A 20,481-nucleotide genomic window follows, 5' to 3' on the forward strand; every position below is an offset into this window, starting at 1 on the left:
CCGCAAGGATTCACTGGTCTTGCGGTTTGTTTGATGATTAGAAAAATCTAGTTATCAATAGTTTTTAACCAACACGTCCCTATCGACTAGTGACATAGGCATCAACAGCAACCAAGGCTGCAGCCACATCTTCTGGACTGATAACAAATGGCATCTGGTGAATGGTTTCGCCTGCCATTGTGGCTTGGCGGCCAACTTTTAAGAAATCATCTGGACTAGCCGTGTCTAAATGCATTTCTTTGAGGGTTGTTGGCATGCCAATAGCTTGGTAAAAGTCAATGTAGCGGTCAATTTCTTCGCGCGAACGATTTTCCAAGAAGAGTTGCGTCAACGTGCCATAGGCGACTTTTTCACCATGAGTAAGGTGATGAATATCACCTGTCAACGCTGTAAAGCCATTGTGAATGGCGTGTGCAGCAGCCAGACCCGCACTTTCAAAACCAAGCCCACTAAGGAGTGTATTGGCTTCAATGACATTTTCCAAGGCTGGGGTCACGACTTGTCTGTCACAACTAGCCATCGCTTTTAGGCCATCTGCAAACAAGGTTCGTTCACAGGCTTGCGCAATAGCAACTCCTGCCAGCGTTTGATTGCCACCTGCCATGGTGTCTCCATTTTTTTGCATAACAGCACGTGCTTCTACCCATGTTGCTAACCCATCTGCAATCCCTGATGCCAATAACCGTTTTGGTGCCTGACAAATCACTTGTGTATCAACCAAAATAAGATCTGGATTCTTTGAATAGAAAATGTATTTTTCAAAGGCTCCTTCATCGGTGTAAATAACCGATAAGGCTGAGGTTGGGGCATCTGTTGAGGCAATGGTTGGGGCAATAATCACTGGAACAGTCAACACATCTGCAATAGCTTTAGCACTATCAATAGTTTTACCGCCACCAAGACCGATGATGACATTGCTACCATTGTCCTTGGCAATAGCAACCACACGGTTGATTTCATTATCAGAGGCTTCCCCATTAAAGGCTACGTGAACAGGGGTCATGCCCTTATCTTTCAAATAAGTTTCAAATGTTTTTCCGACGATACCATAAACCACGTCATCACAAAGTAAAATGGGGTTATCCCCTAGTTGTTTCAGGATTTCTGCATTGGTAAACAAGGCATTTTTACCTTGAATGTAACGAGATGGACTTGCAAATACTTTCATCGTTGAACTCCTTTATCTGTGATTAATACTGACGATATTCCTTAAATGCTCTTGCGGTGATGAATGGCTTCCCAATCCTTGCCAAAATCATCAACCGCTTTTTGAATAGACGGCATAGCAAATCCTGCTTCAAACACATCTGGCCCAGCAGTGATGGCTTGTGCTCCCAAGGCAAAGGATTTATTGATCTGAGCCACATTTTTAAAGCTTGCTGCTAATAGTTTACTGTCAGAACACTCACGGTCAATAGCTTCTGCCAATTGCCCAATCACGGCCTCTGGATCAATGTTAAGATTTTCCATACGATTGTAGTAAGGGGCTAAATAATCAGCACCAGCTTCAATGGCTAATAAACCTTGGAAAGTCGTATAAATAGCTGTCGCTGTAATATGATAGCCTTCAGCTTTCAAGGTTTTGATGGCCGCAAGCCCCTCTGTGGTGACAGGTACTTTGACATAAATATTATCCCCACATTGTTTACGAATTTCAGCAGCATCTTTTAAGATGCCTTTGTAATCTTGAGCAATCACTTGAACATGAATAGAAGCCTGATCACCGATAATGGCACGAACTTCTCGAATCCGTTCAAAGAAATCAATGTCACCTTCTTTTTTGGCAATAGAAGGGTTTGAGGTCACACCTGCAAGAGGCAAAATGTGATTCCATTTTTTAATGGCATCTAAATCTAAAGTGTCTAACATATATTCCATAAATATTCTTCTTTCTAAAGTGTGTGTTCCGTACGTTCAATAATGTCATCCTGGGTTGCTTTTGATAGAACATTGAAGAAAGCAGAATACCCAGCAACACGAACAATAAGGTCACGGTGTTTTTCCGGATGCTTTTGGGCATCAATCAAGGTCTCACGCGATACCACATTGTATTGAATATGGTAACCGTGGAGACGATTGAAGAAGGTGCGGAGCAAGGCCATTAATTTCAGTTTGTCCTCTTCTTTGGCCAGGGTTTGTGGGTTAACTTTTTGGTTCAAGAGAACACCTCCCACAATCTCATCAGTTGGTAATTTAGCAACAGATTTAAGGACAGATGTTGGGCCTTTTTTGTCCATGCTGTGTTCTGGTGAACAACCTTCTGCTAGTGGTGTGCCTGCATGGCGACCGTCTGGTGTCGCCAAGGTTCCTTTTCCTTGTCCGACATTGGCTGAGATTGATGAGGTCCCAGAATAGCGGATACCTCCGATTGGGCCACGGCCATAACGGGTATTTGGGTATTTGGCAATTTCATCAATGTAGGTATCGTAGGCTTCTACCACGAGACTATCTGCGTAGTCATCATCGTTACCATATTTTGGTGCGTCATTGATTAGCATTTGGCGGATTTCTTCTCCGCGTTCTCCAGCAAAGTCACTTTCAAGGGCCTGCCAGAGTTCCTCTGGGGTCAAGCGACCTTCTTCAAACACTAATTTTTTCAGCGCTGCTAAGGAATCAGATAGGTTGGCAATCCCGACTTGAAGGCCTGAGATGTAGTCGTAAACAGCTCCGCCTTCTTTTAAGGTCTTGCCCCTGCCGATACAATCATCTGTCAAGGCTGAGCACAAAATATCTGGCACTTCACGCTCGAGACCTAGGTCAATGGCATTCTCAACAATGACGCTCATGCGAGTAATTTCGCGCAGGGTGGCATCCCATGCTGCTTTTAATTCTTCATAAGATGTCATGTCCTTGAAATGACCGTGTCCTGTTGCAAAGCGCTTCCCTGATGCTGGGTCAATCCCGTCATTCATGGTAATCAGCAAGATTTTAGGGAAGTTGATGTAACTCATACCAGTGCAACGGTAGCCCCATTTCCCTGGAACTGCTGTTTCCACACAACCAATGGCTGAGTAATCGTAAGCATCTTCTTCTGAGACACCTTTTTTGATGAAGGATGGAATGATGATTTCATCGTTGTTCATGGCTGGCATGCCAAAACCAAGTTTCATGACCTCGATGCACTCGTTCATAAAGGTATTGTCTAGGCCTTTATGATAGCGAACAGTCAAGTTAGGTTGTGGTAATTTGGTTTGAGCCACACTCCGCAGGACAAGGTATGACAGTGGGTTGACCGCATCTTTTTTATCTCGTGTTTGACCACCAATAGTCACGTTTTGGTAAAGTGGACTACCTGCTGATGAGAAGGTGTGGGCTTGGCTCCGCACTTTGTTAATGGTCAAGGTCTTAATCCAGAGGTTGGTCAACCGTTCAACGATTGAGGTTTCTGTTTCACGGCCAGCCTCCAAATCAGCTTTGACATAAGGATACATGTACTGGTCAAAACGGCCATAAGAGAGGGAATGCCCATTTGATTCAATTTGCAAGATACACTGAATAAACCAGACGGATTGCACAGCTTCTGCAAACGTTTCTGCTGGTTCATAAGGCACTTTGTCACAAATGCGCGCGATGTCTAACAATTCTGCTCGACGTTCTGGCTTAGCCGTCTCTGCTAATTCTCTAGCCAATTGGGCATAGCGTTTGGCATAAGTTTTGACTGCATCAATGACAATAAAGACAGCATCGTAAAAATGGTATTTGTCAATATTTTCAGGAATAGTCAAATCAAGTGCAGCTTTGGCAGCTCGTGCCCGTTCTTCAAATCCCTTCAAGCCGTGTTCCAACACTTTTTGGTAATTGACAGCTAAATGGGCATCTCCCGAATTCATCTTGCCTTCCATGCCAAAGAAACCTGTTTCCATATACACTTGAACTTCTTCTGGAAGCAAGACTCCGCAGCGAGCACGGAGGTTATTGTTTTCCCAGAATGGGGCAATATCTCGCAGCTGTTGCTTGGTTTCTTCGGTAATGTAAAACACATCTCCATCTCGTTTTTCAAAAAGATCAAGTTCATTGAGGACAAATTCCAAAGTGTATTCTGGGAAAATCGGCGCATCTTTATTTGAAGAGGCCTGATTACCAGCAATGAGGCTTTCGTCTTCAATATAAATGGTCATGTTTTCCAAAATATTTTGCAACATGTAAGCCCGTTTCAGGTTGGCTGGTTTGTTTTGATGTTTTTGATAGGCTTCTGTTGCCAAAATGGCACGCTCAGCATCAATGTAAGGTTTCTTTTCTAACACTGCCTCGCGGTACTGGTTCATTCTATCTGTTAAGTTGCCAAAATAAGGGGTCTTTACGTCAGTCATTTTTTCTCCTTTGTTTCTTTCGTAAAAATAAATGTTTCTTTCGTAATTATTTTACCATATTCAGACCTTTTTTTAACACTGTCATATCAAATAATAATAAGCAAGTTTAATTTGCACAATAGTGCATATCTATAGTTGAAACACTTGATCTTTTTCCTAAAAAACCACCTCATCAGCTGAGATGGTCTTAAAGAAATCAAGGGTAAATAGAGTCTAAAAAGCAGTGTAACAAGGGCTTCCAAGAGGGAAATGAGGTCATAAACACGGGATAACTATGCGTTTTCAGCTGCCGCTTCGTTTTGGCAAGCGATTCTATCTTGGATCTTAAAGAATGGGAAATAAACTAAAGTAGACATGACAAGCACAAGGATTTGTACAAAAGCACCTTGCCAACCGCCAACCATGAACCCTGAAATAATGGCTGGTGTTGACCACGGAAGGGTTACTCCTGCAAAAGGCTGCATGAAACCAATAGCAATGGAGCCATAAACCATAAGAGCTGCCAAAACAGGAACCAGAATAAACGGCAGGAACATGACGGGATTCATCACAATTGGAAAGCCAAAGACGACAGGTTCATTAACATTGAAGAGGGCTGGAAAGGCTGCAACCTTGCCCAAAGCCTTGTATTGTTTGGACTTGGCCGCAAAAACCATGGCTACCACCAAACCAAAGGTAATTCCTGAACCAGAGAGAATCAAGAAAGAGTCTAAAAATTGTTGGGTCACAATATGGGCACCCTTGTCCAAAGACAGATTACCTGCTGCTAACAAGGCCTTATTGGCATCTAAATTTGATAAGAGAAGAGCTGTTACAATCCCATTGACCACGGATTGTCCATGCACCCCAAACCACCAAAGGAAAGAAATAAAGAAGGCAATGCCTAATGCACCATAAAGAGAGCCTGTCAATCCTTGCAGCGGCACTTGAATGACCCCATAAATCATTTCAATAAAAGTTCCGCCACCTGTCACTGACTTGGCAATAAGGTAAACAATCATTGACAAGGTAAAGATCACAAAGGCTGGAATCATGGCTTCAAATTGTTTGGCAATGGCTTGTGGCACTTGTTCTGGCATTTTGATAACAATGTGGCGACGGATAAATGCTGTATAGATAGCACCTACCGTTAGACCAATTAAAATAGCACCAATAATCCCTTGACCACCAAACCAAGCCTTGCTGATAGCATCACCGATAGCTTCGCCTTCTGCTGGAACATAAGATGATCTCAACAAAATAAAGAAGGCTGACAAGGATAAAACACCTGAAGGGAGAGGTTCAACACCTGAATTTTTAGCATAAGAATAGCCAATCGCAAAGCAGGAAATCAAGCCCATAATAGCAAAAGTACCTTGGTAAACTTGCATAAAGGGTTCTGTCCAGTCGGCACCAAACACACCTGCAATAGCATCATTGACCCCCTGAAAAGGAATCTGACCGGCAATAAGGAACAGACTTCCTACAACGGTCAAAGGTAAAATGGCTAACATGCCGTCTTTGAGGGCAATGATACCACGCATGTTAACAAATTTCATAATCGGCATGATGATTTTTTGCATATTCCTATTTGCCATGATTATCTCCTATTCTTTAACAAGGCTAAGGGCTAGGTCAAGCACCTTGTTGCCGTCTAACATTCCATAATCAGCCATGGGAATGACTGCAATGGGGATGCCATTGTCTTTACAGATAGTTTCTGATTTATCCAGAGTATAGGCAACCTGTGGGCCTAAAAGTGCTACATCAATGACAGGTGCATATTCTGCCAATTTCCCTTGGGCATAGGCATCAATCTGACAGTCAATTCCCTTTTTTTCAGCAGCTACTTTCATATTATTCACCAACATGCCTGTTGAAAACCCTGCTGCACAAAACAATCCAATCTTAATCATGTCAATCTCCTTTTTAGTAATAACATCTTATTTAGTTGCCAATTCTTTACGAAGGTCAATAATCTCCTTGATGAGATTAATTTCTGTAATGGTCGTCATCAAGTGATCCTGTGAATGAACAAAAAGAGCAGTAATTTCTGACTTATTACCACTAGCTTCTTGGGCAAGAAACTGGGTCTGTAAATTGTGGGCTTCCAACAAGGCATCATCTGCTAATGCCATCTCTTTTTCACTCGTATCATAGTCTTCAGCCTTGGCAAATTTCAAGGCCTGATAAATATGCTGCTTAGCATCGCCTGCATTTAGAATCAAACCCATAATGATCTGGTCTGGTACAATCAGTTCCATTGGTATCTCCTTTTCCTCATGTGATGTCATGGCAATAACTTTTTTCTTCGAAGATGGTTTTATTGCGTTTGTAATCGTTTACATTTCGTTGATAAGTTTATTGTATCATTTTTGTTCTTAGGGTCAATACGTTTTGTGCTATATTTCATTTTACGCACTTATGTGCATATTATTCTTTTACTCAATTGAGCAAAGGCCTTAAAGGACAACAAAAAAAGCCCTAGCCTCTTGGGCTTGGACTCCCTATCACTAAGATGATTTGTCATTAAAGAAAATCGTTCGTAAACTCTGCTGTCTCGTCTAAGGCTAAAACAGCCATCATGGTGTCTTTGTCAGTCACCAAATAATTAATAACTCCCGCCTTTAGCGCGGCCAAAATGGCTTTTGCCTTGTATTTTCCTGTGGCAACAGCAATGGTTTTAGGAATACGCGCCAGTTGTGCCAGAGAAATACCGATGGTTCGATCTTGCAAACCTTTGTGAACAGGACGACCCGCCTGATCAAAGAAACGGCAACAGACTTCACCAACAGCATTTTCCTGTTTGAGTTGCTGGTAATCGGCATCGGTTAACAAATCTCGCCATTGGCTTTCCTCGCGGCTGTTAGGCTCACCACCAATACCAACCAAAGCAAGGTCCAGCTGATCCCAACTGGCTAAAATGTCTTCAAAATATTTGGACTGTAAAATCCCCTTGGTTAATTGCTTGTCTTCTTGGATAACCATAGCATTGATAAAGGCACTATTCCCATGGAAAATACGTGCCAAACGATAGACGAGAGTATTGACATGGTATTTGGCATTAATATGGCTCGGGCCTCCTGCCAAAGGATAAATCAAAATATCCTTTATCATCTTAGGATCTAATTCATCAATCAAGCTAGAGAGGGTAGCCCCCCAGGACAGGCCAATTTTATCACCATCTTTTACCGCATGCCGCACGACCTCAGCTGCTGTCTTAGAGACTTTTACTAGAGTATCCGCTGGGGAATCTTCCACTTGGTTGGGAACAAGGTCTAGTTTTTCCAAGCCATACTGCTGGCGTACGTATTCTTCCAAGCCAAACAAATTAGCATCATAATCGGCAATGTCAATCCGAACAATACCTTCAGCCCTAGCCTTGGCCAGCATACGGCAGACGGTTGTTCGGTAAATATTCATCTCCTTTGAAATCAAGGTCTGGCTCTTACCTTGAATGTAATGCAAATAAGCCACCTTAGCAAGGAGCCGTCTGCGTTCCTCTTTCATCTGTCCACCTATTTTCTAAGAAACAAAATCAAGAACAAGACCACTAGCACTTAATAAGTCCTGTGTTTGCTTGTCCAGTGCTTGGTCTGTGATGACCCGATCAACATCTGCCAGAGACAACTGGTGCACCAAACTAGTTTTGGAAAATTTGCTGGAATCGGTCAATATCACCACTTCCTCAGCAGCATCTGCCATGTAACGCACCCCTTCTGAGCGCATCATGTCCTTGCCCATAAAGCCAAGGTCTGGATTGAAACCGTCCGTCCCCACAAAAACATGATTGACATGAAATAGGGAAATCATTTTTTTCAACAAAGGACCGACAGTCACCTCTGAATTGGGCTGGTAGTAGCCGCCTAGTAAAATGATTTGACAGCTACTATACTGACGAATGTAATTAGCGATAAAACAAGAATTGGTAATGATTTTAATATTTCGTTTGGTCTGGCAAAGCACTTCTGCCAAAAGGGCACAGGTTGACCCCGATTCAATCATAACGGTATCGTTATCTTGAACCAATTCAGCTGCTTTTTCTGCAATGCGTCGCTTAATGTTGTAATGGTAGGACAAGCGCACATTGAGGTCATCACCACTGTTTAACACCGCATAGCCATGTTCACGTCGCAACAAGCCCTTACTTTCAAGCTTATCAAGATCCTTACGAATGGTTACTTTCGAAACCTCTAATTGCTCTGATAAACTGTTAACATCTATTTTTTTCTTCTGGGAAACCAACTGGATAATACGCTCTAATCGATTCATAATTCACCTCCTTTTCATTGTAACAATTATTTCCCTAAAAGAAAAGTTAATTCTGCTTTCATTCGTAATTGATTTATTTACGTTTATCTGTTATGATGAGTTTACAACGAAAGGAATTCACACTTATGACTAATCGCGGCATTGTTTTCAATATCCAACATTTTAGCATTCATGACGGCCCTGGTATTCGGACAACCGTTTTTTTAAAAGGTTGCCCCTTGAGATGCCCTTGGTGTGCCAATCCCGAATCCCAACAAAAAGCACCTGAACAAATGTTAACAAGGGATGGCCTCCGAACTGAAATGGTTGGACAAGAAAAAACCGTGGAAGAGGTGATTGAGGAAGTTCTTAAAGACCTTGATTTTTACGAAGAATCAGGTGGAGGTATGACCCTGTCAGGAGGGGAAATCTTTGCCCAATTTGACTTTGCCTTAGCCCTGTTAAAAGCCGCCAAAGGAGCAGGGCTCCACACTGCAATTGAAACTACCGCCTTTGCCAAACACGAGCAATTTGCCACCCTTATTGACTACGTAGACTTTATCTACACTGATTTGAAACATTATGATCAGCTTAGGCACCGCAAGGTAACTGGAGTTCGCAATGACTTGATTATCAAAAATATTCATTACGCTTTTCAAGCTGGTAAAGAAATCGTCCTGCGCATTCCTGTTATTCCCAAATTTAATGATTCACTAGAAGATGCTAAAGCCTTCTCAGAACTCTTCAACCAGCTTGACATCGACCAAGTACAGTTGTTACCTTTCCACCAATTCGGAGAAAATAAGTATAAACTCTTAGGTAGAGATTATGAGATGGCTGAGGTCCAGGCCTATCACCCAGAGGACTTAAAAGACTATCAGGCTGTCTTTCTCAACCACAATATTCATTGCTACTTCTAAGATAAGAACTAGATAATTCTTCAACATAGGTAGTACCCAAAAGTCGCTCGCCAATTGAAGTCAGGATGTCTGGCTGGTAACAAAAAGTGTAGCCCATGCCTTATGCTATTCACTTAAAGAACCTCTCTAAAAGCCTTATCTTTGGTCAAAAAGCCACTCGCCATAGGGCGGGTGACTTTTATTTTAGTTTCAATTGTTTATCTGGAAACTTATTTTTCAGGAACGGTAATGTTTCCTTCAATAATGTCTTTTTTAGCAGCCTCAATAGCTGTCTTAGTATCATTCGGTAGCGTAGCTGTTGTGAGGCTAACCCCGCCTTCTTTTAACCCAAAAGTAGTGACTTGACCACCTGGGAATTTGCCCTTAGCTGTTTTGGTAGCGACTTTAGCAAGGGCTTGTCCTACTTCTTTGATACTTGATGTCAATACAAAGTTCGCTGCCTTGCCATCTTTTGAAGTGTATTTACCGTCTTCGCTTTGGTCACGGTCAACTCCGATAACCCAAACCTTGTCAGCTTCATCACGCTTTTCATTGATAGATTTTGCTTCGTTAAAGACACCGGCTCCTGTGCCGCCTGCTGCTTGATAAATAACATCTGCACCTTCGGCATATTGGGCTGCTGCAATGGTTTTCCCTTTAGCCGCATCCGCAAAGGAACCGGCATAGGATACTCTTACTTTGATGCTATCATCTACTGATTTAACCCCAGCTTCAAAGCCTTTTTCAAAGCGTTTAACCACAACACCTTCCATACCGCCTACAAAACCAACTTGTTTGGTTTTTGTCGTTTTAGCTGCAGCAACTCCTGCTAAATAAGCTGCTTCGTGGTCAGAGAAAGTGATGCTTGCTACATTTTTCTTGCCTTCGATCACATCATCGACAATGGCAAATTGACTTTCAGGGTTATCTGCTGCTGCTTTTTCTACGGCATCATGCAACGGAAAACCAATCCCAAACACTAGGTTATAGCCACTTGATACTGCTGAATCTAGGTTTGTGGTAAATTCTGATTCGTTAGCAGATTGGAAATAATCGTAACCCTTTCCTTTGTCAAGCTTATTTTCTTGGCCCCAAGCCTGCAACCCTTCCCAAGCTGATTGGTTGAATGATTTGTCATCAATCCCTGTCTGGTTTGTAATCATAGCAACCTTTAATGAGCTGTCAGCTTCTTTATTGGCAGAACGATTACTGCATGCTCCTAAAGTTAGTAGAGCTGTTGAAACAAGTCCAAGTGACATTACCTTTTTATTCATGTGATGAATGAACCTCCTAAATATTTAATGAAATAAAATGAATGATCTTTTCCTACGTTCTTTAGCTTTTTAAAGAACGGAAAACTTAGTATATCAAAAAAAATAGTTTTAACCTAATTTTTTATCAAAAAATGTCATTTTTAGAGCAAAATCCGAACATTGTCTCAAAATAAGCGAGTAGCAAGCTTGGTTTTTTACTAGATGACACTATGTTTAAGCATTAAAAAACAAAGAGCAAACAAAGGTACGGATTGCTTAAGAATCATTTCTTGCCATTATTAAAAAGAAGATAGGGAAGAAATGACTTGCGTCCCCCAAAGCAAGTCCAACTGTGCCATTAAGAACATGACAAAAGGAGCTGGACATCCTGTCCAACTCCTCTTTACTAACATTGGTTAAGCTAAATAGATGCCCAAACAGATTCAAGGATATTAGTCTGTTCACGTCCTGGCCCAACTGAGAAAGTAGAAATGCGAACGCCAACCAATTCTCCAACACGACGCACATAGTTGCGAGCATTTTCAGGCAATTCATCAAGGCTACGAACACCAGTAATGTCCTCTTGCCAGCCTGGCAATTCTTCGTAAATTGGTTTGCAACGCTTGAGTTGTTCAAGACTTGCTGGGTAGTGGTCGATACGCTCCCCATCAAGGTCGTAAGCGACACAGATTTTAACCGTATCAAGTCCTGAAAGAACGTCAATAGAATTGAGGGAGAGATTGGTAATCCCTGATACACGGCGGCTATGGCGCATAACGACTGAATCAAACCAGCCAACACGACGTGGACGACCTGTTGTTGTCCCATATTCGTGACCAACTTCACGGATACGTTCACCCACTTCATCAAAGAGCTCAGTTGGGAATGGCCCGTCACCAACACGGCTAGTGTAGGCTTTACATACACCAACAACTTTGTTGATTTTACTTGGGCCAACACCAGAACCGATGGTTACACCACCAGCAACTGGATTTGAAGACGTTACAAATGGGTAAGTTCCTTGGTCAATATCAAGCATGACCCCTTGAGCACCCTCGAATAGAACACGTTTACCAGCATCAAGCGCATCGTTTAAGATCACAGAAGTATCTGTCACATATTGTTTGATTTCTTGACCGTAAGCATAGTATTCTTCAAAAATAGCATCAAAATCAAGCGGGGTGCTGTCGTACATTTTTTCAAAGAGACGGTTTTTCTCAGCTAAGTTAACACGTAAGCGTTCTGCAAAGATATCCTTGTCCAACAAATCAGCAATACGGATACCAACACGCGCTGCCTTGTCCATGTAGGCTGGTCCTATGCCTTTGATGGTTGTCCCAATTTTATTGTCACCTTTGGCATCTTCTTGCAATTGGTCCAACTGAATGTGATAAGGCAAAATAACATGAGCGCGGTCTGAAATGCGAAGGTTATCTGTCGTCACTCCTTCGTCATGCAGGTAGGCCAACTCTTTGACCAATGATTTGGGATTAACCACAACGCCATTACCAATCACAGAGATTTTTTCTGGGAAGAAAATTCCTGATGGAATCAAATGCAACTTGAACTTTTTACGATCAATAACGATGGTATGTCCGGCATTGTCACCACCTTGATAACGCGCAATCACTTCTGCATCTGAAGATAAAAAGTCAGTGATTTTTCCTTTACCTTCATCACCCCATTGGGTACCGACGACTACTACTGATGTCATATCCTTGTCCTAACTTTCTGAAACACTTCTTCTCTCAAAAAAGCCAGATGAGCCCGCCAGACCAAGCCACTCCTAAAGGAGCCCTCTAGTAAAGCTAAGAGCCTATCTCTTTCTTTTTCAAAGAGAATGGGGCAGGAATCTCACCTGCAAGTATATATCTTACACCTCATTATAGCAAAAAATGTTTTTTTCTGCTAGATTTCCCTGGCAATATTCAGAAAAAAAGATAAAATAATTTTTTTAATCATTAAAATAAATAGAGAAAACGAACATTAGTTAGGTGAAGAAGGTCTCTTCTTTTAAAAATCGCTTGATTTTAAGCCATTAGAAAAGGGGCAATAATTACTCAGAAAACAGATCTTTTCTTTAAGAAATAAGACTTTTAAGGGAAAATAGAGGTTAAAAGAGCGACTGTAAAAGCGGGTAGAGAAAGTAGGAAATGATGAGACTTTATAATAATAGAAAAAGCCCATTCAGTTGGATTGAGACAATGATTACGCTTGTGATTATCACCAGTTTTTTGAGCGAGCTTTCCTTGGTAGAAATTGCTGAAAATGTTCTTCCTCTTCTAATTATTGGGTTATTGGAGGGACGGGCTATGCTATTTACCGTTTCAAGTCTCGTCAGAAACGGCTCGCAAAAACCACCCTTGCCAAGCCATTAGAAGACTTAAAAGCCAATATTCAACTGGCTGACCGTAAGGTCAAATTGTTGGACAGTTACTTAGCAGACAACGATGTTGCCCAATAGACTATTCTCGCTGGACAGTTTTGCCACAATTGAGTGACATTAGGACACAAGCCATTGCCCTAAACGGCAAGATGGATCCTACCATTTACCGCTGCCCAACTCAGTATGATGCAGCAATCGGTTAAATCTGGACTCACTACTGATGCCATTGCCAATGCTAATAATGCTGCTCTCCAAATGCTTGCAGAAAGCCATTCTAGCCCTAGAGCGCTCCGCACATACCTCCTACCATGTCCATCAAATCTGTTACTACCCTAGCAGAAAGCTTAGTGGCACAAAATAATGGCATCATCGCTGCTATTGATCAGGGCAGAAAAGAACGGGCGCAACTCGAAAACATCATTGTCAAATCTGCCAAGACCATCAATGATTCTGTTAGACGCCGTGATCAAAAAATTGTTCAAACCCTCCTCAAATGAAGGTAAGGAAACTCAAAAAGCTGTAGAAAACTAAAAGGCGGGCCTGGTAAAGCTACAGAACACAGCTGAACTCTATTTTTACAAGATGTCAATGACAATAATTTAATAATCATGACTTCAAGTAACCCTTGAAGCGCTTATGTTATCGTGTTTCAGGAGTTTTTCGTTTTTAGAAGAGCAAAAAAGATTGAAGAAAAATGATCCTAGATAGACTTTTTCTTCAATCTGGGGCTTAGTAAAGCCAATCTTTTCCTGACCATTGATGGGGCAACTCCCCTTCATCAACCATACTCCACAGAACAAACGATCGTTGAAGAGAACAAACCAAAAACTAGCTCATAGGGGTTACTTTGTTAAGAGGTGATTTTCATGATTCGAACAAGGCTAGCACGCTCGGCCTCTTCTAATTTCAACTCAATGTAGTGAATCGTTTCTTCCAGTTGAGGGATAATGGAATATTCTAAACCATTTACACGACGTCTGGTCTTTTCAATATCATCTGCCATTAATTGACAAGTTTTCTCAACTTCAGCTAATCTCAGAAGCTTGTCTAAGAGACCTTCTGTCTTTTGGATGGTATTATCCATCTCACTATTGGAACTGAGGTAACTATAAGCAAACTCGCCTTGTTCCTGCTCTCTTGCCGTATTAGACTGGACATGGAATTTAGGAACATTGACACTCATGATATTTTCAATATCAATCAATAAGGTCACGTCATGGACTGGAACAGCAAAGAGTTCTTCTACCATCAGACTATTTTCGGATGCTTTTGCCAAGACAAATTCCTTCATATTGGCAGCGAGCTCCTTTTCGATAGTTTGTCGAAGCTCATTGTTTTCACGAATTAAATCAACGAAGCGGCGCATCAATTCATCCCGCTTGTCCTTTAATAATTTATGACCTCTTGTAGCTGTCTTCAAGCGATTTTTTAAGTTGCTAAGCTCCATGCGTGTTGGTTTCACATTTAATCTTGCCACTGATAGGACTCCTTTCGCCAAGGACACGTGTTTGATTGGCCAGCTCAGCTATTTTCCAAAGAACCTTCCTTTTCAGACACTTCTTTTTGAGGTAAATAACGATCCAGCATGTCGTCTTTAATGCGTTTTAATTCGGTACGTGGCAAAATAGACAACAGTTCCCAACCCAAATCAAGACTTTCTTCAATGCTACGGTTGGTGTAAAATCCTTGGTTAATGTATTCTTCTTCAAATCGGTTGGTAAAGACCACATACAGTTTATCAGTCTCAGAAAGGGCTGATTCGCCAAGCACAACAGCCAATTCTTTAGCCTGTTTTCCTTGAGCATAGGCGGCAAAGAGCTGATTCATTGTTGCGGCATGGTCTTCTCGTGTCTTGCCTTCGCCTGATCCCTTGTCTTTTAAGCGAGACAGCGATGGTAAGACATTAATCGGTGGTCGATAACCGTTATGATACAGTTCCTGTGATAAAATAATCTGTCCCTCAGTAATATAGCCTGTCAAATCTGGAATAGGGTGCGTAATGTCATCTTCTGGCATGGTTAAAATAGGAATTTGAGTGACTGACCCTTTTTTCCCTATTAGACGACCAGCCCGTTCATATAGCGTAGACAAATTCGTGTAGAGGTAGCCAGGATAACCTCGTCTGCCTGGAACTTCTCTGCGAGCGGCAGAGACTTCGCGCAAGGCTTCACAATAATTTGTCATATCTGTCATGATGACCAAAACATGCATGCCTTTTTCATAGGCCAAGTATTCGGCTGTTGTCAAGGCAATACGTGGTGTCGCAATACGTTCAATAGCAGGGTCGTTGGCTAAATTAATAAACAGGACAGAACGATTAATGGCCCCCGTTTCACGCAAGTCATTCATAAAGAATTCTGCCTCTTCAAAGGTAATACCCATCGCTGCAAAAACCACCGCAAAGTTATCATCAGAGTTTAGAACAGTTGCCTGACGAGCAATCTGTGCTGCCAATTCATTATGGGGTAACCCTGAGCCTGAAAAAACTGGCAACTTTTGACCACGAACAAGGGTATTGAGGTGGTCAATGGCTGAAATCCCTGTCTGGATAAACTCGTCTGGGTAATCACGGGCAACCGGATTGATGGCCTGCCCATCAATGTCCATATACTTTTCAGGAATCAGCTCAGGACCACCATCTATGGGCTGCCCCATGCCATCAAAGATACGCCCTACCATATCTTCTGACACTGCCAATTCCAAAGGATGCCCTGTAAAGCGAACCTTGGTTTTGGCTAGGTTGATACCAGTTGATCCTTCAAACAGCTGTACCATGGCCTTGTCCCCTTGGACTTCTAGCACTTGACCTTTACGGCTGTCCCCATTATGCAAGGTAATGTCTACCAATTCATTGTAGTGAACGCCTGCCACCTGATCCACAATCATCAAAGGGCCAACCACTTCGCTAACCGTCCGATATTCTTTGAGAACGCTCATCTAAATTCCTCCCTTTGCTAAAACTTGGTGAATCGCTTCGGTAACCTTCTGACTAAGCCCTTTAATCTGCTCTAAGTTTTCTTCTGGAATAAATTTACTACGTGCGATACGATCACGTACCTGAGCAGTTCCTTCCATAATTTCTGTAAAATAAGCTCCCAAGGACAAGGCTTTGCTGGCTTCCTCATTAAAGGTCAAAATATTGGTCAACATGGCCTCCTGTTTCGGAAAGGAGGTAAAGGTATCCACCAAATCAAAGGCATTTTGTTGGAGGTAATCCTCCCGAATTTGCCTAGCAACAGCCATGGTCAGCCGATCTTGTTCTGACAGCGAATCAAGCCCAACCAAGCGAACAATCTCTTCCAGACTGGCTTCACGTTGCAAAATAGCCATGGCGCGAGTCACTTTTTGAGACCAAGATGATTGCTGCTTCTTATCAATATAGTTGCCAACCTCGTCTTTATACAAAGAATAAGAGGTCAACCAATTAATCGCTGGGAAGTGACGACGTTGGGCCAGGGGAGCGTCCAGTCCCCAAAAAACTTTGACAATGCGAAGGGTATTTTGGGTGACAGGTTCTGAAATATCCCCTCCGGGAGGAGAAACCGCTCCAATGGCTGTAATGGTACCTTCGCGTCTTTCGCTCCCTAGGACACGTGCTCGACCGGCACGTTCGTAATATTCGGCAATACGACTCCCTAAGTAAGCTGGGTAGCCTTCATCACCAGGCATTTCTTGTAAACGACCAGACATCTCGCGCAAGGCTTCTGCCCAACGTGACGTCGAATCCGCCATAATCGCGACGGAATAGCCCATGTCTCGGAAATATTCGGCAATGGTAATACCTGTGTAAATTGAAGCCTCACGAGCGGCCACTGGCATATTAGAGGTATTTGCAATTAATACCGTCCGTTCCATAATAGACTGGCCTGTATTTGGGTCAATCAATTCTGGAAACTCATTCAAAACGTCGGTCATCTCGTTGCCGCGTTCTCCACAACCAACATAAATAACAATGTCAACATTGGCAAATTTAGCAATTTGATGCTGCACAACAGTTTTTCCTGCTCCAAATGGCCCAGGCACAGCAGCCGCACCACCTTTTGTAACAGGGAAAAAGGTATCAATGACCCGCTGACCTGTGACCAAAGGCTCAACCGGAATGAGTTTTTGAGCAACTGGCCTCCCTTGGCGAACTGGCCAAGTCTGCATTAGGGTCCCTTGGTAAATGGAACCATCGGCTTGCTTGATTTCATAAATCGTATCTGTTACTGTGAAATCCCCTGAATAGATAGCCACCAAGGTCCCTGAAACCTTGTAAGGAACCATGATGCGATGTTCAATGACGGCTGTTTCTTGCACAGTTCCTAAAATATCACCCGGAACAACCTCTTGACCAATGGCTAATGTGGGGGTAAATGCCCATTTAGCCTCCCGATCTAGACTTGGAATAGCCACACCACGAACCAAAAAATCACTCTCTGTGGCTTTTTGAAAACGATCAAGAGGCCGCTGAATGCCGTCAAACATTTCTGAAATCAGACCTGGTCCCAGCTCTACTGACAAGGGGCGACCTGTGGTCACCACTGGTTCTCCTGGACCAATACCTGATGTTTCTTCATAAACTTGAATGGACGCCTGATCCCGTCGCATTTCAATAATTTCTCCAACCAAACCAAGATGGCCCACTCGGCAAATATCTTGTATATTAGCTTCTTGCATTCCAGAAGCCACTACAAGAGGGCCCGAAACGGTTATAATTTTTCCTTGGTTCACCTTTTTCCTCCTTTATTTTCCCCAAACAACTCTGATTGGTCTGTCACATCAAGGCCTGAGACTACGTTACAGACACTATTTCCTTAACCACTTTTTTTAAGACACCTCCAAAGACATAGGCCAAATAGTATTAACTACTAAGGCAACAGCTAAGGGGCGGCAAACCAGTTTTCCTTCCTTACTTCCTCTTGAAAACTCTTTTGCTCTTGATTAATAGGCTTAGCCTTATAAAATATTTCGCCCTACAGCCTTTTCCACCATATCTTGCACTCTCTGAAGCCCTAGTCCTTGTGTACCACGATGAGTTGGCAATAAAATGACTGCCGGTAGAACCTGATTATCATAGTGGGCAAGGGTCTCTGGAATAGCTGCCGCAATGTCTTCTGTCACATAAATAATGCCAAAGTCTTCCATAGCCAATTGGCGGAGCTGATTAACGGCTTCGTGTGCCTCTGTCACAGGAAAGGTTTGAAACCCAATCATCCGAAAAGGAAGAATCGCATCACGATTCCCAATTACTCCAACCTTATACATCTTTTTCGTCATCCTATTGGTCTCATTCTTTCTATCACGCGCTCTTTAGGCAAGTCATTGGCAAGTGCTGACGCTAAGAGGCGGAGATTCTTCACTTCAAATGTCTTGGCTAACAAGAAACGAGCCAGAACATAAGGCCCGTCCACCTGATATTTGGCCTGGGCAAACAAATGGTAAAGAAAATCATCAACAAGGTACTCTAAATCAATAGTTCTTAGTTTTCCTTGCCGCAGTTTTTCTTCATAAGATCTTAGGTCAACTGCATAGAGGTCAGGATTGAGGGTTTGAAACCAAGCCATCACATCCTGATCTTCTTCCAAGGTAATAAATTCCCCACTTGGACGGCTAGCCTCATCAGAGAGCAGTTGTTTCATAAAACCAATCGGTTTATTTTGCGCCTTAGCCCGTCTCACTGTAATCAGGTTATACAAGTCAATCATCACAAGAATGGCCTGTTGAAAAACAGCATCACCTAAGGGTTTTGCTATCCATTTTAAAGCCTTGAAATAAGCTAAATCTGCTCCAATTTCCAAGACACGCACGTCTTGATAATCTTCATATTCTGACCAAATGGATTGGATTTCTGAGACCACTTCTTCTGGAAATTCATCAGAAGTCAGGGTCGTCACCAAATGTTCCAAAGCCGCTAAAGGTTTGACACCGATCGGAATCAATAGGTGACTCAAATCCGTTTGGCTCGCCTTAGCTTTTAACAGGACTTTCACATTATGATAAGTGTAACGCAGTGTAAACAACTGCACGATTTCTGGCTGAGGAGATTCTGCAAAGGCCCACCGATAAGTTTTGATTAGCTCTGCCATTAAAACCGTCTCTACCTGATCTAAATCAGTCAAGGTTTGAGCATCTAAACGATAGACCGACGGCTGTAACAGTCGAGCCAAGGTCTCTGTGTCAGGCGCCTGCAAGAGCTTGTCAAATTGGTCCTTGGTCAATAAGTCTTTTTCTTTGACACTAATGGTTGTGTTGAGCTCTGAACATGTCGTCATCCTTGGTCACCCCTCCTATATCTCCGAAAAAATCGTCCTAATCATGTGAGAGCTTTCCTTTTTAAAGATTGCCTCTAAAAGATGACGGTACAAATAATTATCATCGACCTGTTCCAAACTGACTAAAAATCCAGCCTCCTGAGGAATCAATTCCTGATTATAACTGATTTGGGGAAAGGAAAGTCTCAGTTCAGCGCAATCGTAGGAACTGAGCTTCTGACCAGTCTTCTCCCCAAAAGTTACAAGGAGAGGCTGATCAGGATACTTAGATAAAACTTGTTTGAGAAAGGCTAATTCTTCTTCTTTAGAGAAGGCCTCTAATCGTTCTAAGGAAGCATCAAACAATTCTTGAATGCTATCGTGTTTTAATGCCAACAAGGCCTGTCGCTCTTGGTTCTTCAGTTCTTGTTGCTCTACTTGAAATTGCTGGTAAAGGGCATGTAGTTCCCCTTGACGCTTAGCTGCTAGTCGCTTTAACCCTTCCTGTCTTCGTACCTCAAAATCAGCTTCGAGGGAGACCGTCGCTGCCTCTAGGAGTCTTTCCCCTTCCTGGTGGGCTTTTTCAAGGACAGCCTCTTTTAACTGTGTTACATCACTCACCTAAATTCCCCCTTCTAATATCGCCATGAATAGCCCTGTTTCCTTTAGCTAAAATCATCACGGTAAAACTTATCCAATTTTATTAAGCAGGATAAAAGAGACCACAAAGGCAAGAATGGCATAAGTTTCAACCATGGCTGCTAAGATAACCCCTTTCATGAAGTCCTTAGGACGTTTGGCCAAAATCTGCATGCCTGCCACTGAGACATTCCCTTGATGCTTGGCAGAAAAATAACCCACAATCGCAACAGGAAGCGAAACTAAAAAGTAAGCGACCCCCTGATCTAAAGGAAGTTCAGGAGCCAATTTCATCCAAATCAAAATGCCAATGGCAAAGCCATAAATCCCCTGACTACCCGGTAATAATTGTAAGATAAGGGCAGATGTGAATTTTTCAGGCTCTTCTTTCAAGAGGGCTGCCGCTGCTTGACCACCTTTACCAACACCATAGGCCGATCCCATGCCACTAAGAGCGACTGCTAGAACAATTCCTAAAGCAGCGAAAAAGAGACCGCCATGTGCTGTAAAGTAGTTTGCTAAATGTTCCAT

At 42.6% G+C, this 20,481-nt stretch carries 19 protein-coding genes and 1 pseudogene; 3 read left to right on the forward strand and 17 right to left on the reverse strand.

Translation table 11 applies throughout. The features are described from left to right. Positions 1 to 79: 79 nt before the first annotated feature. The 8 genes from EL097_RS01840 to EL097_RS01875 all read right to left on the reverse strand — a co-directional run bounded on the left by EL097_RS01840 (position 80) and on the right by EL097_RS01875 (position 8,561). Positions 80 to 1,168: a glycerol dehydrogenase gene (locus EL097_RS01840; RefSeq protein WP_003046281.1), complete on the reverse strand. Its 1,089-nt coding sequence runs from the start codon at positions 1,166 to 1,168 to the stop codon at positions 80 to 82. Positions 1,169 to 1,209: 41 nt separating this feature from the next. Then, the gene (locus EL097_RS01845) at positions 1,210 to 1,878 is read right to left on the reverse strand and encodes a fructose-6-phosphate aldolase (RefSeq protein WP_003046279.1); all 669 of its coding nucleotides are present in this window, start codon (positions 1,876 to 1,878) and stop codon (positions 1,210 to 1,212) included. Positions 1,879 to 1,892: 14 nt separating this feature from the next. Continuing rightward, entirely contained in the window at positions 1,893 to 4,310 is a 2,418-nt protein-coding gene (locus tag EL097_RS01850) for a glycyl radical protein (RefSeq protein WP_003046277.1), read from the reverse strand. Between the two features lie 272 nt (positions 4,311 to 4,582). Continuing rightward, positions 4,583 to 5,887: a PTS sugar transporter subunit IIC gene (locus EL097_RS01855; RefSeq protein ID WP_003046275.1), complete on the reverse strand. Its 1,305-nt coding sequence runs from the start codon at positions 5,885 to 5,887 to the stop codon at positions 4,583 to 4,585. Positions 5,888 to 5,896: 9 nt separating this feature from the next. After that, positions 5,897 to 6,205: a PTS sugar transporter subunit IIB gene (locus tag EL097_RS01860; protein ID WP_003046274.1), complete on the reverse strand. Its 309-nt coding sequence runs from the start codon at positions 6,203 to 6,205 to the stop codon at positions 5,897 to 5,899. Positions 6,206 to 6,232: 27 nt separating this feature from the next. Further along, the gene (locus EL097_RS01865) at positions 6,233 to 6,553 is read right to left on the reverse strand and encodes a PTS lactose/cellobiose transporter subunit IIA (protein ID WP_003046272.1); all 321 of its coding nucleotides are present in this window, start codon (positions 6,551 to 6,553) and stop codon (positions 6,233 to 6,235) included. 265 nt (positions 6,554 to 6,818) lie between these two features. After that, positions 6,819 to 7,799: a sugar-binding transcriptional regulator gene (locus EL097_RS01870; RefSeq protein ID WP_003046269.1), complete on the reverse strand. Its 981-nt coding sequence runs from the start codon at positions 7,797 to 7,799 to the stop codon at positions 6,819 to 6,821. A 15-nt stretch (positions 7,800 to 7,814) separates the two neighbouring features. Continuing rightward, complete coding sequence (locus tag EL097_RS01875) at positions 7,815 to 8,561, reverse strand: DeoR/GlpR family DNA-binding transcription regulator (protein ID WP_003046267.1); 747 nt, start codon at positions 8,559 to 8,561, stop codon at positions 7,815 to 7,817. 125 nt (positions 8,562 to 8,686) lie between these two features. On the opposite strand from EL097_RS01875, the gene EL097_RS01880 reads away from it, so the two are divergent. Next, entirely contained in the window at positions 8,687 to 9,460 is a 774-nt protein-coding gene (locus EL097_RS01880; protein ID WP_003046265.1) for a glycyl-radical enzyme activating protein, read from the forward strand. A gap of 209 nt (positions 9,461 to 9,669) precedes the next feature. Here EL097_RS01880 and EL097_RS01885 read toward each other — a convergent pair whose 3' ends face one another. Together EL097_RS01885 and EL097_RS01890 are read right to left on the reverse strand one after the other, a co-directional pair. Next, positions 9,670 to 10,713 (reverse strand): BMP family lipoprotein, encoded by a 1,044-nt coding sequence (locus tag EL097_RS01885; protein ID WP_003046262.1) that lies wholly within the window; start codon positions 10,711 to 10,713, stop codon positions 9,670 to 9,672. Positions 10,714 to 11,113: 400 nt separating this feature from the next. After that, positions 11,114 to 12,406: an adenylosuccinate synthase gene (locus tag EL097_RS01890; RefSeq protein ID WP_003046260.1), complete on the reverse strand. Its 1,293-nt coding sequence runs from the start codon at positions 12,404 to 12,406 to the stop codon at positions 11,114 to 11,116. 439 nt (positions 12,407 to 12,845) lie between these two features. Here EL097_RS01890 and EL097_RS01895 point away from each other — a divergent pair, with 439 nt between their 5' ends. Continuing rightward, on the forward strand, positions 12,846 to 13,070 hold the full coding sequence (locus tag EL097_RS01895) for a hypothetical protein (RefSeq protein WP_003046258.1): 225 nt from the start codon (positions 12,846 to 12,848) through the stop codon (positions 13,068 to 13,070). A gap of 176 nt (positions 13,071 to 13,246) precedes the next feature. After that, positions 13,247 to 13,609 (forward strand): annotated as a pseudogene (locus EL097_RS01900) (toxic anion resistance protein); the annotation flags it as partial. Positions 13,610 to 13,928: 319 nt separating this feature from the next. Here EL097_RS01900 and EL097_RS01905 read toward each other — a convergent pair. From EL097_RS01905 to EL097_RS01935, 7 genes are all read right to left on the reverse strand, one after another. After that, entirely contained in the window at positions 13,929 to 14,555 is a 627-nt protein-coding gene (locus tag EL097_RS01905) for a V-type ATP synthase subunit D (protein WP_093998715.1), read from the reverse strand. Between the two features lie 44 nt (positions 14,556 to 14,599). Further along, on the reverse strand, positions 14,600 to 16,015 hold the full coding sequence (locus tag EL097_RS01910; RefSeq protein ID WP_003046250.1) for a V-type ATP synthase subunit B: 1,416 nt from the start codon (positions 16,013 to 16,015) through the stop codon (positions 14,600 to 14,602). Then, positions 16,016 to 17,791: a V-type ATP synthase subunit A gene (locus tag EL097_RS01915; RefSeq protein ID WP_003046249.1), complete on the reverse strand. Its 1,776-nt coding sequence runs from the start codon at positions 17,789 to 17,791 to the stop codon at positions 16,016 to 16,018. Positions 17,792 to 18,016: 225 nt separating this feature from the next. Beyond that, positions 18,017 to 18,337 (reverse strand): V-type ATP synthase subunit F, encoded by a 321-nt coding sequence (locus EL097_RS01920; protein ID WP_003046248.1) that lies wholly within the window; start codon positions 18,335 to 18,337, stop codon positions 18,017 to 18,019. Beyond that, positions 18,334 to 19,332, reverse strand: a complete 999-nt coding sequence (locus tag EL097_RS01925; protein WP_003046247.1) for a V-type ATPase subunit — start codon at positions 19,330 to 19,332, stop codon at positions 18,334 to 18,336. Before EL097_RS01925 ends, EL097_RS01920 begins: the two co-directional genes overlap by 4 nt. A gap of 15 nt (positions 19,333 to 19,347) precedes the next feature. Continuing rightward, positions 19,348 to 19,932, reverse strand: coding sequence for a hypothetical protein (locus tag EL097_RS01930; RefSeq protein ID WP_003046246.1), 585 nt, complete (start codon positions 19,930 to 19,932; stop codon positions 19,348 to 19,350). 69 nt (positions 19,933 to 20,001) lie between these two features. Continuing rightward, positions 20,002 to 20,481, reverse strand: coding sequence for a V-type ATP synthase subunit K (locus EL097_RS01935; RefSeq protein WP_003046245.1), 480 nt, complete (start codon positions 20,479 to 20,481; stop codon positions 20,002 to 20,004).

The sequence above is a fragment of the Streptococcus canis genome, from assembly GCF_900636575.1.
GTDB classification, from domain to species: Bacteria; Bacillota; Bacilli; order Lactobacillales; family Streptococcaceae; genus Streptococcus; species Streptococcus canis.

Bases quoted from the DNA above. Each gene is read 5' to 3' on its own strand.
- EL097_RS01855 (WP_003046275.1), bottom strand. From the start codon at position 5,887: ATGGCAAATAGGAATATGCAAAAAATCATCATGCCGATTATGAAATTT.
- EL097_RS01860 (WP_003046274.1), bottom strand. From the start codon at position 6,205: ATGATTAAGATTGGATTGTTTTGTGCAGCAGGGTTTTCAACAGGCATG.
- EL097_RS01840 (WP_003046281.1), bottom strand. From the start codon at position 1,168: ATGAAAGTATTTGCAAGTCCATCTCGTTACATTCAAGGTAAAAATGCC.
- EL097_RS01850 (WP_003046277.1), bottom strand. From the start codon at position 4,310: ATGACTGACGTAAAGACCCCTTATTTTGGCAACTTAACAGATAGAATG.
- EL097_RS01865 (WP_003046272.1), bottom strand. From the start codon at position 6,553: ATGGAACTGATTGTACCAGACCAGATCATTATGGGTTTGATTCTAAAT.
- EL097_RS01895 (WP_003046258.1), top strand. From the start codon at position 12,846: ATGATGAGACTTTATAATAATAGAAAAAGCCCATTCAGTTGGATTGAG.
- EL097_RS01935 (WP_003046245.1), bottom strand. From the start codon at position 20,481: ATGGAACATTTAGCAAACTACTTTACAGCACATGGCGGTCTCTTTTTC.
- EL097_RS01875 (WP_003046267.1), bottom strand. From the start codon at position 8,561: ATGAATCGATTAGAGCGTATTATCCAGTTGGTTTCCCAGAAGAAAAAA.
- EL097_RS01870 (WP_003046269.1), bottom strand. From the start codon at position 7,799: ATGAAAGAGGAACGCAGACGGCTCCTTGCTAAGGTGGCTTATTTGCAT.
- EL097_RS01890 (WP_003046260.1), bottom strand. From the start codon at position 12,406: ATGACATCAGTAGTAGTCGTCGGTACCCAATGGGGTGATGAAGGTAAA.
- EL097_RS01920 (WP_003046248.1), bottom strand. From the start codon at position 18,337: ATGACGAAAAAGATGTATAAGGTTGGAGTAATTGGGAATCGTGATGCG.
- EL097_RS01910 (WP_003046250.1), bottom strand. From the start codon at position 16,015: ATGAGCGTTCTCAAAGAATATCGGACGGTTAGCGAAGTGGTTGGCCCT.
- EL097_RS01925 (WP_003046247.1), bottom strand. From the start codon at position 19,332: ATGACGACATGTTCAGAGCTCAACACAACCATTAGTGTCAAAGAAAAA.
- EL097_RS01845 (WP_003046279.1), bottom strand. From the start codon at position 1,878: ATGGAATATATGTTAGACACTTTAGATTTAGATGCCATTAAAAAATGG.
- EL097_RS01885 (WP_003046262.1), bottom strand. From the start codon at position 10,713: ATGAATAAAAAGGTAATGTCACTTGGACTTGTTTCAACAGCTCTACTA.
- EL097_RS01880 (WP_003046265.1), top strand. From the start codon at position 8,687: ATGACTAATCGCGGCATTGTTTTCAATATCCAACATTTTAGCATTCAT.